Origin of the sequence: Thauera butanivorans (assembly GCF_048398245.1) — a bacterium.
In the GTDB taxonomy this organism is placed as follows: Bacteria; Pseudomonadota; Gammaproteobacteria; order Burkholderiales; family Rhodocyclaceae; genus Thauera; species Thauera butanivorans.
This window is the reverse complement of sequence record NZ_CP183038.1, coordinates 2,524,589-2,538,063: the sequence shown is the minus strand read 5'-3', so window position 1 is coordinate 2,538,063 and position 13,475 is coordinate 2,524,589. Positions and strand designations below refer to the sequence as shown.

Annotated in this window: 9 protein-coding genes; 6 read left to right on the top strand and 3 right to left on the bottom strand. The window is 67.4% G+C overall.

The features are described 5' to 3' along the window. The first annotated feature begins 83 nt into the window (after positions 1-83). From prpC to ACNQFN_RS12355, 6 genes are all read left to right on the top strand, one after another. The gene (gene prpC / locus ACNQFN_RS12380; protein ID WP_418646653.1) at positions 84-1,241 is read left to right on the top strand and encodes a bifunctional 2-methylcitrate synthase/citrate synthase; all 1,158 of its coding nucleotides are present in this window, start codon (positions 84-86) and stop codon (positions 1,239-1,241) included. Between the two features lie 157 nt (positions 1,242-1,398). Beyond that, positions 1,399-4,032: a Fe/S-dependent 2-methylisocitrate dehydratase AcnD gene (acnD, locus tag ACNQFN_RS12375; protein ID WP_418646652.1), complete on the top strand. Its 2,634-nt coding sequence runs from the start codon at positions 1,399-1,401 to the stop codon at positions 4,030-4,032. A gap of 92 nt (positions 4,033-4,124) precedes the next feature. Beyond that, on the top strand, positions 4,125-5,324 hold the full coding sequence (prpF, locus tag ACNQFN_RS12370) for a 2-methylaconitate cis-trans isomerase PrpF (protein ID WP_418646651.1): 1,200 nt from the start codon (positions 4,125-4,127) through the stop codon (positions 5,322-5,324). Between the two features lie 34 nt (positions 5,325-5,358). Further along, positions 5,359-6,219 (top strand): isocitrate lyase/PEP mutase family protein, encoded by an 861-nt coding sequence (locus ACNQFN_RS12365; RefSeq protein ID WP_418646650.1) that lies wholly within the window; start codon positions 5,359-5,361, stop codon positions 6,217-6,219. A 129-nt stretch (positions 6,220-6,348) separates the two neighbouring features. Next, a complete protein-coding gene (locus tag ACNQFN_RS12360; RefSeq protein WP_418646649.1) occupies positions 6,349-9,831 on the top strand; it encodes a pyruvate carboxylase in 3,483 nt (1,160 codons plus the stop codon). A gap of 65 nt (positions 9,832-9,896) precedes the next feature. After that, entirely contained in the window at positions 9,897-10,484 is a 588-nt protein-coding gene (locus ACNQFN_RS12355) for a GntR family transcriptional regulator (RefSeq protein WP_418646648.1), read from the top strand. Between the two features lie 54 nt (positions 10,485-10,538). On the opposite strand, the gene ACNQFN_RS12350 is transcribed toward ACNQFN_RS12355, so the two are convergent. The 3 genes from ACNQFN_RS12350 to ACNQFN_RS12340 are packed head-to-tail and all read right to left on the bottom strand — an operon-like array spanning position 10,539 to position 13,402. Next, on the bottom strand, positions 10,539-11,132 hold the full coding sequence (locus ACNQFN_RS12350) for an anaerobic ribonucleoside-triphosphate reductase activating protein (RefSeq protein WP_418646647.1): 594 nt from the start codon (positions 11,130-11,132) through the stop codon (positions 10,539-10,541). 13 nt (positions 11,133-11,145) lie between these two features. Beyond that, the gene (gene nrdD / locus ACNQFN_RS12345) at positions 11,146-11,343 is read right to left on the bottom strand and encodes an anaerobic ribonucleoside-triphosphate reductase (RefSeq protein ID WP_418646646.1); all 198 of its coding nucleotides are present in this window, start codon (positions 11,341-11,343) and stop codon (positions 11,146-11,148) included. A gap of 28 nt (positions 11,344-11,371) precedes the next feature. Beyond that, on the bottom strand, positions 11,372-13,402 hold the full coding sequence (locus ACNQFN_RS12340; protein ID WP_418646645.1) for a ribonucleoside triphosphate reductase: 2,031 nt from the start codon (positions 13,400-13,402) through the stop codon (positions 11,372-11,374). Between the last annotated feature and the right edge of the window lie 73 nt (positions 13,403-13,475).

Here is a 13,475-nt window from a genome sequence, read left to right as displayed (position 1 = left end):
ACGCAATTTTCTCGCTGCGTATAGTGCGCTCCATCGACACCGGCGGCCCTCCCGCCCGTGCCCATCCACCGAAGGAGACCTGCATGAGCACTGCTACCACCGAGACCGCGCCGAAGACGAAGAAATCGGTCGCCCTGTCCGGCGTCACCGCCGGCAACACCGCCTTGTGCACCGTCGGCAAGACCGGCAACGATCTGCACTATCGCGGCTACGACATCCTCGATCTCGCCGAGCGCTGCGAATTCGAGGAAGTGGCTCACCTGCTGGTGCACGGCAAGCTGCCGACCAAGGCCGAGCTGCGTGCCTACAAGGCCAAGCTGAAAGCCATGCGCGGCCTGCCCGCCAGCGTCAAGGAAGCGCTGGAGCGCCTGCCGGCCTCGGCCCACCCGATGGACGTGATGCGCACCGGCGTCTCCGCGCTCGGCTGTGTGCTGCCGGAGAAGGACGACCACAACACGCCGGGCGCGCGCGACATCGCCGACCGCCTGATGGCTTCGCTGGGCTCGATGCTGCTGTACTGGTACCACTGGTCCACCAAGGGCCAGCGCATCGAGGTGGAAACCGACGACGACTCCATCGGCGGCCACTTCCTGCACCTGCTGCACGGCGAAAAGCCGTCGGAGACCTGGGTGCGGGCGATGCACACCTCGCTGAACCTGTACGCCGAGCATGAATTCAATGCCTCGACCTTCACCGCGCGCGTGATTGCCGGCACCGGCAGCGACGTGTACTCCGCCGTCGCCGGCGCCATCGGCGCGCTGCGCGGACCCAAGCACGGCGGCGCCAACGAGGTGGCCTTCGAGATCCAGAAGCGCTACGACAATCCGATTGATGCGGAAGCCGACATCCGCCGCCGCGTGGAGGCCAAGGAAGTGGTGATCGGCTTCGGCCACCCGGTGTACACGATCAGCGACCCGCGCAACGTGGTCATCAAGGGTGTGGCCAAGCGCCTGTCGGATGAGGCCGGCTCGACCAAGATGTACGACATCGCCGAGCGGCTGGAACAGGTGATGTGGGAAGTGAAGAAGATGTTCCCCAACCTGGACTGGTTCAGCGCGGTCAGCTACCACATGATGGGCGTGCCGACGGCGATGTTCACCCCGCTGTTCGTCATCGCGCGCACCAGCGGCTGGGCGGCGCACATCATCGAGCAGCGCATCGACAACAAGATCATCCGCCCGAGCGCCAACTACGTCGGCCCGGACGACCAGCCCTTCGTGCCCATCGAGGCACGCCACTGAGCGCCGCGGCGGCCGTGATCTCCCTCCTGTCAAGGCACCACGGCCGCCGCACACGGCGCCCCGGCCCGCGCGGCGGCAAGCTGCCCGCCGCGCCTTCCCCGTCCGCATCGACGCTTGCGACAACCTTTTTCGAGCCGGCCCCGGCCGTCCGCCATCCATGAATACAGCCCATCGCAAACCCCTGCCCGGCACCTCGCTGGACTATTTCGACGCCCGCGAAGCGGTCGACGCGATCCAGCCCGGCGCCTGGGACAAGCTGCCGTACACCGCCCGCATCCATGCCGAGAACATCGTGCGCAAGGCCGATCCGGCCATCATCGACACCTGTCTTTCGCAACTGATCGAGCGCAAGCGCGAGATCGACTTCCCCTGGTTCCCGGTGCGGGTGGTCTGCCACGACATCCTCGGCCAGACCGCGCTGGTGGACCTGGCCGGCCTGCGCGACGCCATCGCTTCGGCCGGCGGCGACCCGGCGGCGGTGAACCCGGTGGTGCCGGTGCAATTGATCGTCGACCACTCGCTGGCAGTGGAGTGCGGCGGTTTCGACCCCGACGCCTTCCGCAAGAACCGCGAGATCGAGGACCGCCGCAACGAAGACCGCTTCCACTTCATCGAATGGACCAAGAAGGCTTTCGCCAACGTGGATGTGATCCCCGCGGGCAACGGCATCATGCACCAGATCAATCTGGAGAAGATGTCGCCCGTGGTCTACGTACAGAAGGATGGCGACACGAGCGTCGCCTTCCCCGACACCTGTGTGGGCACCGACAGCCACACCCCGCACGTCGACGCGCTGGGCGTGATCGCCGTCGGCGTCGGCGGCCTGGAAGCCGAGAACGTGATGCTCGGCCGCGCGTCGTGGATGCGCCTGCCCGACATCGTCGGCGTCAGGCTCACCGGCAAGCGCCAGCCCGGCATCACCGCCACCGACATCGCGCTGGCGCTGACCGAATTCCTGCGCAAGGAGAAAGTGGTGGGCGCCTACGTCGAATTCTTCGGCGAAGGCGCGGACAGCCTGTCGATCGGCGACCGCTCCACGATCTCCAACATGTGCCCCGAATACGGCGCCACCGCCGCGCTGTTCTACATCGACCAGCAGACCCTGGCCTACCTCAAGCTGACCGACCGCAGCCCCGAACAGGTCAAACTGGTTGAAACCTACGCCAGGCAGGCCGGCATCTGGAGCAGCGCGCTGCAAACCGCCGAGTACGAGCGTGTGCTGAGCTTCGACCTGTCCACCGTGGTGCGCAACATGGCCGGACCAAGCAACCCGCACCGCCGCCTGCCGGTGTCGGCGCTGCAGGAGCGTGGCATTGCCGACCCCGCCAAGCTGGCCGCCGGCAAGGAAGAGGAAGCCCAGGGCCTGATGCCCGACGGCGCGGTGATCATCGCCGCGATCACGAGCTGCACCAACACCAGCAACCCGCGCAACGTGATCGCCGCCGCACTGCTGGCGCGCAACGCCAACCGGCTGGGCCTGACGCGCAAGCCCTGGGTCAAGTCCTCGCTGGCGCCCGGCTCCAAGGCAGTGGAGCTGTACCTGAAGGAAGCCGGCCTGCTGGGCGAGCTGGAAAAGCTGGGCTTCGGCATCGTCGCCTTCGCCTGCACCACCTGCAACGGCATGAGCGGCGCGCTCGATCCGAAGATCCAGCAGGAAATCATCGATCGCGACCTGTACGCCACCGCCGTGCTGTCGGGCAACCGCAACTTCGACGGCCGCATCCACCCCTATGCCAAGCAGGCCTTCCTGGCCTCGCCGCCGCTGGTGGTGGCCTACGCGATCGCCGGCACCGTGCGCTTCGATATCGAGCAGGACGTGCTCGCGGTGGTCGACGGCAAGGAAATCCACTTGCGCGACATCTGGCCGAGCGACGAGGAAATCGACGCCATCGTCGCCAGCGCCGTCAAGCCCGAGCAGTTCCGCGCCGTGTATGAGCCGATGTTCGCCATCCGCCGCGACGACGGCGAACGCGTGTCGCCACAGTACGACTGGCGTCCGATGTCGACCTACATCCGCCGCCCGCCCTACTGGGACACCGAAGGCGTCGGCGCGCTGGCCGCCAATCCGCGCACGCTGAAAGGCATGCGCCCGCTGGCCATCCTGCCGGACAACATCACCACCGACCACCTGTCGCCGTCCAACGCCATCCTGGCGAGCAGCGCGGCGGGCGAATACCTGGCGAAGATGGGCCTGCCGGAGGAAGACTTCAACTCCTACGCCACCCACCGCGGCGATCACCTGACCGCGATGCGCGCCACCTTCGCCAACCCGCAGCTGGTCAATGAAATGGCCGTGGTCGATGGCGAGGTCAAACGCGGCTCGCTGGCCCGCGTCGAACCGGAAGGCAAGGTGATGCGCATGTGGGAAGCGATCGAGACCTACCTGAACCGCCGCCAGCCTCTCATCATCATCGCCGGCGCCGACTACGGCCAGGGCTCCAGCCGCGACTGGGCGGCCAAGGGCGTGCGCCTGGCAGGCGTGGAAACGGTGGTGGCCGAAGGCTTCGAGCGCATCCACCGCACCAACCTGATCGGCATGGGCGTGCTGCCGCTCGAATTCAAGCCGGGCAGCAACCGCCTGACGCTGCAGCTCGACGGCACCGAGACGTACGATGTGGAAGGCGAACTGCAGCCGCGCGCCGAACTGACGCTGCTGATCCACCGCCGGAACGGCGAAACCCTGCGGGTGCCGGTCACCTGCCGGCTGGATTCGGACGAGGAAGTTTCGGTATATGAAGCAGGCGGCGTGCTGCAGCGCTTCGCCAAGGACTTCCTGGAAGGGACGGTCTGACGCAGCAAGGAGCAGGAAGCGGCGCCCCGGCACGCTTCCTGCGCATCCCACACACCGCCGCCATACACAGCGGCCTGACAGGAGCCCCGCACATGGCCCATGCAGCGCAAGTCAAGATCCCCGCTACCTACATGCGTGGCGGCACCAGCAAGGGCGTGTTCTTCCGCCTGCAGGACCTGCCCGAGCGCTGCCAGGCGCCGGGCGAGGCCCGCGACAGGCTGTTCATGCGCGTCATCGGCAGCCCCGATCCCTATGCCGCGCAGATCGACGGCATGGGCGGCGCCACCTCCAGCACCAGCAAGTGCGTGATCCTGTCCAAGAGCAACCGGCCTGAGCACGACGTGGATTACCTGTACGGCCAGGTCTCGATCGACAAGCCCTTCGTGGATTGGTCCGGCAACTGCGGAAACCTGTCCACTGCCGCAGGCGCCTTCGCCATCCACGCGGGGCTTGTCGACCCGGCGCGCATTCCCGCAAACGGCGTCTGCGTGGTGCGCATCTGGCAGGCCAACATCGGCAAGACCATCATCGCCCACGTGCCGGTCACCGGCGGCCAGGTGCAGGAAACCGGCGACTTCGAGCTGGACGGCGTCACCTTCCCGGCCGCCGAGATCGTACTGGAATTCCTCGATCCGTCCGACGACGGTGACGAAGGCGGATCGATGTTCCCCACCGGCAATCTGGTCGACGACCTCGAAGTGCCCGAAAGCGTGGCAAACGCGGGCACGCTCAAGGTGACGATGATCAACGCCGGCATCCCGACCATTTTCGTCAACGCCGAAGACATCGGCTACCAGGGCACCGAGCTGCGCGAGGACATCAACGGCGACCCGGAGGCGCTGGCGCGCTTCGAGGCCATCCGCATCGCCGGCGCGCTGCGCATGGGCCTGATCAAGACGCCGGCGGAAGCCGCCACCCGCCAGCACACGCCCAAGATCGCCTTCGTCTCGAAGCCCAAGGACTACGCGGCCTCCAGCGGCAAGACGGTCACGGCCGGCGAGGTCGACCTGCTGGTGCGCGCGCTGTCGATGGGCAAGCTGCACCACGCGATGATGGGCACCGCGGCAGTCGCCATCGGCACTGCCGCGGCGATTCCCGGCACGCTGGTCAATCTCGCCGCCGGCGGCGGCGAGCGCACCGCGGTCCGTTTCGGCCATCCGTCCGGCACGCTGCGCGTCGGCGCCGAGGCACGGCTGGTCGACGGTCAATGGACCGTCACCAAGGCCATCATGAGCCGCAGCGCGCGCGTGCTGATGGAAGGCTGGGTACGCGTGCCCGGCGACGCTTTCTGACCCCTCGAACACAGCCCCCGAACAAGGAGACACCATGTCCACTCGCAAGCAACTGAAAGCCCTGGCCGAAGCCAGGCGCGGCGTGATCGTGCCGGGCGCATTCAACGCGCTGTCCGCGCGGGTGATCGCCGACCTCGGCTTCGAGGCCATCTACATCACCGGCGCCGGCGTCACCAACATGTGGTTCGGCATGCCCGACCAGGGCTTCATGGGCCTGGCCGAGATCGCCGACCACACCGCCCGCATCCGCGACGCCGTCGACCTGCCGCTGCTGGTCGATGCCGACACCGGCTTCGGCAACGCGGTCAATGTCTATCACACCGTGCGCACGCTGGAACGCGCCGGCGCCGACTGCATCCAGCTCGAAGACCAGGTCGCGCCCAAGCGCTGCGGCCACTTCAACGGCAAGGACGTGATCAGCACCGAAGAGGCCGTCGGCAAGATCAAGGCCGCCGCCGACGCCCGCCGCGACCAGGACTTCCTGATCATGGCGCGCACCGACGCCGCCGCCGTGCATGGCTTCGAGGCCGCCATCGAACGCGCGCACAAGTTCGCCGAGGCCGGCGCCGACATCCTGTTCGTCGAAGCCGTGACCGGGGAAGAGGAAGTGCGCGCGCTGCCGCAGCGCCTCGCCAAGCCGCAGTTGATGAACATGGTGATCGGCGGCAAGACGCCGATCTTCAACGCCACCGAACTGGGTGAGCTGGGCTACGGTTTCGTGCTGTACGCCAACGCCGCGCTGCAGGGTGCGGTGGCCGGCATGCAGAAGGCGCTGACCGTGCTGCGCGACGAAAAGGAGGTCAAGGAATCGAGCGGCCTCGTTACGCCTTTTGCCGAACGTCAACGCCTGGTCGGCAAAGCCGAATGGGATGCGCTGGAAAAGCGCTACATCTGAGCGGGCTGAATACCTTTCCCCGGGCGAGCATCCTTTGGGTGCCCCTCGCCGGGCGCCCCTCCTCCCTTCGAGAGGCGCAGAACGGATCCGCGGAGAGGGAATGGAAATGTCCGAAAAGGACGATGAAGAATGAAAAAAATCAAAAGCCTGCTGGTTGCAAACCGTAGCGAGATCGCCATCCGGGTGATGCGCGCCGCCGCCGAGCTGGGCATCCGCACCGTTGCCATCTACGCCCGCGAAGACCGCTTCGCGCTGCACCGCTTCAAGGCCGACGAGAGCTATCTGGTCGGCACCGGCAAGACGCCGATCCAGGCCTACCTGGACATCGACGACATCCTGCGCATCGCGCGCGAGGCCGGGGTGGATGCCATCCACCCCGGCTACGGCTTCCTGTCCGAGAATCCGGACTTCGCCGAAGCCTGTGCCGCCGCCGGCATCGAGTTCATCGGCCCCTCGCCCGAGGTGATGCGCACGCTCGGCAACAAGGTGGCCGCGCGCAACGCTGCCATTGCCGCAAAGGTGCCGGTGATTCCGGCCACCGCCGCGCTGCCGGACGACCTCGACGCAGTGAAGGCCCAGGCCGCGGCGATCGGCTATCCGCTGATGCTCAAGGCAAGTTGGGGCGGGGGCGGCCGCGGCATGCGCGCGATCGACAGCGAGGACGAGCTCGCTGCCGCCATCGCCGCTGCGCGGCGCGAAGCCAAGGCCGCTTTCGGCAACGATGAGGTCTACCTGGAAAAGCGCATCGTGCGTGCCCGCCACGTCGAAGTGCAGGTTCTCGGCGACACCCATGGCCAGCTCGTCCATTTGTTCGAGCGCGACTGCTCGGTGCAGCGGCGCAACCAGAAGGTGGTGGAGCGCGCTCCGGCCCCCTACCTCAACGACACTCAGCGCGCCGAGCTGTGTGAAGCCGCGCTGCGCCTGTGCCGCTCGGTCGGCTACACCCACGCCGGCACGGTGGAATTCCTGATGGACGCCGACAGCGGCGAGTTCTACTTCATCGAAGTGAACCCGCGCATCCAGGTCGAGCACACCGTCACCGAGGAAGTCACCGGCATCGACATCGTCAAGGCGCAGATCCACGTCAGCGAAGGCGCGCGCATCGGCACGCCCGAATCCGGTGTGCCCGAGCAGGCCGACATTCGCCTCAACGGCCACGCGCTGCAATGCCGCGTCACCACCGAAGACCCGGACAAGGGCTTCGCGCCCGACTACGGCAAGCTCGGCGCCTACCGCAGCGCCGCCGGTTTCGGCATCCGCCTGGACGCCGGTACCGCCTATACCGGCGCGGTGATCACGCCCTACTACGACTCGCTGCTGGTCAAGGTCACCGCCTGGGGCCGCGAACCGGCCGAAGCCGCACAGCGCATGGACCGCGCGCTGCGCGAGTTCCGCATCCGCGGCGTCGCCAACAACCTCGCCTTCCTCGAGAACGTGGTCGACCATCCGTCCTTCCGCGACGGCACGTGCACCACCCGCTTCATCGACGAAACGCCGGAACTGCTTGCGACCACGCCGCGCCTGGACCGCGCCACGCGCATGCTCGAATTCATCGGCGAAGTGGTCGTCAACGGCAACCCAGAAATGAAGGGCCGCCAGCCGGCTCCCGCCAGCAGCCTCGGTCACGGCCGCGAAGACGGCAGCCTGATCTGGTCAGCCGCCAGCCTGGATGCGACTATCCCCGCCGGCAGCCGCGACCGCCTGCGCGAACTCGGCGCCAAGGGCTTCTCCACCTGGATGCGCGAACAACAGGCGGTGCTGCTCACCGACACCACGATGCGCGACGCCCACCAGTCGCTGTTCGCCACCCGCATGCGCACCGCCGACATGCTGCCGGTGGCACCGCACTATGCGCGAGACCTCGCCGACCTGCTGTCGATGGAATGCTGGGGCGGCGCCACCTTCGACGTGGCGATGCGCTTCCTCAAGGAAGACCCGTGGCAGCGCCTCGCACAACTGCGCGAGCGCGTGCCCAACATTCTGTTCCAGATGCTGCTGCGCGCCTCCAACGCGGTCGGCTACACCAACTACCCGGACAACGTGGTGCGCTTCTTCGTCCAGCGCGCGGCGGCCGAAGGCATCGACCTGTTCCGCGTCTTCGATTCGCTCAACAACGCCGACAACATGCGGGTGGCGATGGACGCGGTGAATGAGTCCGGCGCGCTGTGCGAAGCCGCTCTGTGCTACACCGGCGACCTGTTCGACGCCCGACGCGACAAGTATTCGCTGAAGTACTACGTCGATCTGGCCAGACAGTTCGAACGTGCCGGCGCCCACATCATCGGCATCAAGGACATGGCCGGCATCTGCCGCCCACGCGCGGTGCGCGCGCTGGTCAAGGCACTGCGCGAGGAAACCGGGCTGCCGGTGCACTTCCACACCCACGACACCAGCGGCGCCTCCGCCGCCAGCGTGCTGGCGGCTATCGAAGCCGGCGTCGATGCGGTGGACGGCGCCATGGACGCGATGAGCGGTCTCACCTCGCAGCCTTCACTCGGCGCCATCGTCGCCGCCCTGGAAGGCAGCGAACGCGCGCCGGCCGTCACCCTCGACCAGCTCCGCCATTTCTCCCACTACTGGGAAGGCGTGCGCCGCCACTACGCCCCCTTCGAAGCCGACATGCGCGCCGGCACCGCCGACGTGTACCGCCACGAAATGCCCGGCGGCCAATACACCAACCTGCGCGAACAGGCCCGCGCGATGGGGCTGGAACACCGCTGGGACGCCATCGCCCAGGCCTATGCCGACGTCAACATGCTGTTCGGCGACATCGTCAAGGTCACCCCGACCTCCAAGGTGGTCGGCGACATGGCCATCTTCATGGTCGCGAACGAACTCACGCCGGCCGACGTGCTCGACCCGGCGCGCGAGATCGCCTTCCCCGAATCCGTCGTGCAACTGATGCGCGGCGAACTCGGCCTGCCGCCGGACGGCTTCCCGGCCGAACTCCAGCGCAAGGTGCTCAAGGGCCAGGCGCCACTGACCGAGCGCCCCGGCGCGGTGCTGCCGCCGGCCGATCTCGACGCCGCGCGCGCGGCCGCCAGCGAAGCGGCCGGCCGCGACATCGACGACAAGGACCTCGCCTCGTGGCTGATGTATCCCAAGGTCTTCGCCGACTTTGCCCGCCACCAGCGCCAGTACGGCGACGTGTCGACGCTGCCGACGCCGGTGTTCTTCAGCGGCATGAGCGAACGCGATGAAATCGCCGTCGCCATCGATGCCGGCAAGACGCTCGCGGTACGCCTGACCGGCCGCACCGAAGCCGACGACGACGGCATGGTCAAGCTGTTCTTCGAGCTCAACGGCCAGGCGCGCCCGATCAAGGTCGCCCAGGCCGGCCTGGCTGCGCCGCAGCGCAATCACCCCAAGGCCGAGGACGGCAACGCCGCCCACCTGCCCGCACCGATGCCCGGCGCGGTGGTGATGGTGGCCGTCGAAGCCGGCCAGACGGTGAAGAAGGGCACGCCCTTGCTGTCGATCGAGGCGATGAAGATGGAGACGGTGCTGAGCGCCGAGCGCGACGCGACCATCGCCCGCATCTTCATCAGGCCCGGTGATCAGGTGGAAGCCAAGGATCTGCTGATCGAGTTCACAGCAGCGGAGGCGGCATGAGTGCCTTCCACTGCCACGATGCCACAACGGCCGGCTTCCAAGCCACCCGATGGAGGAGCACGGACATGAATGACAACGATCTGCTGCGCCCGCGAGCGCTATACGAAGCCATCGGTGACTCGCTGCGCGAGCGCATCTTCGCCCACGAACTGCCGCCGGGCGCCGCGCTGGATGAAATCGCCCTTGCGCGCGGCTACGGCGTCAGCCGCACGCCGGTGCGCGAGGCGCTGAAAGTGCTGGCCCACGAGGGCCTGGTGGTGATCGAGCCACGCCGCGGCTGCTGCGTGGCGGAGTTTTCCCGCAGCGACGTGTGCGCACTGTTCGGCGTGCTCGAGCTGCTGGAAGCCTTCGCCGTGCGCGAAGCCGCCGGCCGTGGCCCGGTCGCCGGACCGATCGACTATGAACGGCTGGTCGAAAGCGCCGGCAATCGCTATGCCGCCGACGCCATCCTTCGCCTGCGCGAAAAGCTCAGACTAGCGCTCGGCCCCGCTTTCGGCGACGGTGACGCCGAATGCTTTTCCGGCATCGCACCTACCCTGCATGCAACCCTGAGCCGGCACGACGCAGCGCAGGCCGAAGCTGTATGGCGAACCTATGCCGCCGCGCGCCGGCGATTGGCAAACCTCAAGGAGCCCGCGCCGCTGCCCAATTGAACAGCCGCTCCCGGCTTGCGAACCTTATTCGAACGCCAATGCGTCGACCGCTGCTTACCCTTCGACGCGGCAGGCCTGCACCTTCCAGCGCCGTACTCCGCGCTGCGCGAGTCCAGCGCCGAGGCGGTCCAGTTCGTCCCTGCCGAACAGGCCGGCATGCCAGGTCGTTCGGCATTCGTGGTCGACGCTGCTGGCCAGCAGCAGCTCCAGCGAGCGCTGCGCGGCGCTTGCGCTGCCAGGCGTGGCGGTGATCGCATCGTAGTGTTCGGCCGGGCCCTTGATGTCCAGCCCCACCCAATCGAGCAGCGGCAGCAGCGCGGCGAGGCGGTCGGGATACATGCCTGCAGTGTGCAGCGCGGTCTCGAAGCCGAGTGCGCGGACTTCGCGCAAGGCCTGCGGCAGCGCCGCCTGCAGGGTCGGTTCGCCGCCGGAGAACACCACGCCGTCGAGCAGGCCGCGGCGGCGTTCGAGGAAGTCCAGCACTGCCTGCCATGGGCGCTCCGCTTCCGCCCCCGCCGGGATCAGCTGCGGATTGTGGCAGTAGCTGCAGCGCCACGGGCAGCCCTGGCAGAACACCACGGCGGCCAGCCGGCCGGGAAAGTCGATGGTGGTCAGCGGCACGAAGCCGCCGACGCGCAGGCTGGACATGGGGGAGCCTGCTTCAGCCACCGAGGCCGCAGCGATTCTCAGCGAAGAAGCGGCGCTCGGCGTGCTCGCCCTTCTTGCCGGTGTTGAAGCTGGCGACCGGGCGGTGGTAGCCCATCACGCGGGTCCACACTTCGCAGGGCTGGCGCTCTTCGTCGCTGAGGGTGACGGCGTCGGCGAGATGGCGGGTTTCGCTGGCGGTGTGCATGTTCATGGTGTGCTCCTTGTGGAAAAGTGGAATGTCAGGCGGCGAGCCGTGCCCGCTTGGCGGCGAGGCGCTCTTCGTCGCACTTCGGGCAGAAGGCGTGCTCGCCGGCCAGGTAGCCGTGCGCCGGGCAGATCGAGAAGGTCGGCGTCACGGTGATGTAAGGCAGGCGGAAGTTCTCCAGCGCGCGGCGCACCAGTCGCTTGCAGGCTTCGCCGCTGGACAGGCGCTCGCCCATGTAGAGGTGCAGCACGGTGCCGCCGGTGTATTTGCGCTGCAGCGCCTCCTGCCGGGCCAGGGCTTCGAAGGGGTCGTCGGTGAAGCCGGCGGGCAGTTGCGAGGAGTTGGTGTAGTACGGCTGCTCGGTGGTGCCGGCCTGCAGGATGTCCGGCCAGCGCTTGCGATCCTCGCGGGCGAAGCGGTAGGTGGTGCCCTCGGCCGGGGTGGCCTCCAGGTTGTACAGGTGGCCGGTTTCCTCCTGGAAGGCGGTGATGCGGGCGCGCACGTGATCGAGCAGGCGCACGGCGAAGGCGTGGCCCCGTTCGGTGGTGATGTCTTCGGCATCGTTGCTGAAGTTGCGGATCATCTCGTTGATGCCGTTCACCCCCAGCGTGGAGAAGTGGTTGCGCAGCGTGCCGAGGTAGCGTTTGGTGTAGGGGAACAGGCCCTGGTCGATGAGGCGCTGGATCAGCTTGCGCTTGATCTCCAGGCTGTCGCGGCCGATCTCCAGCAGGCGGTCGAGGCGGGAGAACAGGCCGGCCTCGTCGCCACGGTGCAGATAGCCCAGGCGCGCGCAATTCACCGTCACCACGCCCAGGCTGCCGGTCTGCTCGGCGCTGCCGAACAGGCCGTTGCCGCGCTTGAGCAGTTCGCGCAGGTCGAGCTGCAGGCGGCAGCACATGGAACGCACCATGTTGGGCTGGAGTTCGGAATTGACGAAGTTCTGGAAGTAGGGCAGCCCGTACTTGGCCGTCATGTCGAACAGCAGCGCGGCGTTGTCCGACTCCCACGGAAAGTCCGGAGTGATGTTGTAGGTCGGGATCGGGAAGGTGAACACCCTGCCCTTGGCGTCGCCGGCCGACATGACCTCGATGTAGGCGCGGTTGATCAGGTCCATCTCGGCCTGCAGCTCGCCGTAGGCGAAGGGCATTTCCTCGCCGGCGATGACGGGGATCTGCTCCTTCAGGTCGTCCGGGCAGGTCCAGTCGAAGGTGAGGTTGGTGAACGGCGTCTGCGTGCCCCAGCGCGAGGGCACGTTGAGGTTGTAGATGAGTTCCTGGATGTGCTGGCGCACCTCCTCGTAGCGCATGTTGTCCTTGCGCACGAAGGGCGCCATGTAGGTATCGAAGGACGAGAAGGCCTGCGCCCCCGCCCATTCGTTCTGCATGGTGCCGAGGAAGTTCACGATCTGCCCCACCGCGCTGGACATGTGCCTGGGCGGACCGGCCTCCACCTTGCCCGGCACGCCGTTCAGGCCCTCGTGCAGCAGGGTGCGCAGCGACCAGCCCGCGCAGTAGCCGGACAGCATGTCCAGGTCGTGGATGTGGAGGTCGCCCTCGCGGTGCGCGGCGCCGACCTCGGGCGGGTAGACGTGCGACAGCCAGTAGTTGGCGGTGACCTTGCCGGCGACGTTGAGGATCAGCCCGCCCAGCGAATAGCCCTGGTTGGCGTTGGCATTGACCCGCCAGTCGGCGCGGGTGAGATATTCATTGACCGAGCTTTCGACATCGACCTGCACCTTGCGCTCGCCGCGCAGCGCCGCGTGCCGTTCGCGGTAGACGATGTAGGCGCGCGCGGTGGCGGCGAGGCCGTCGGCGATCAGCGTTTCTTCGACCACGTCCTGGATCTGCTCGATGCCGACCGCCTGATTGCCGAAGCGGTGGGCGAGCACGCGCAGCACCCGCTCGGTGAGACGGGCCGCTTCGTCGTCGCCGTATTCGCCGCTGGCCCGGCCCGCACGGGATAGCGCGGAACGGATCTTGCCGGCATCGAAAGCAGTGCGACGGCCGTCGCGCTTGATCACCCTGCGTGCGCTGATCACGCTGGCGGGTTCGGGCGGATTCTGCATTTTCGTCCCCTTGATGCACTAAATGTAGTTGAATTTTTCACTCAAACAACTACATGTTGATTTGACATACATC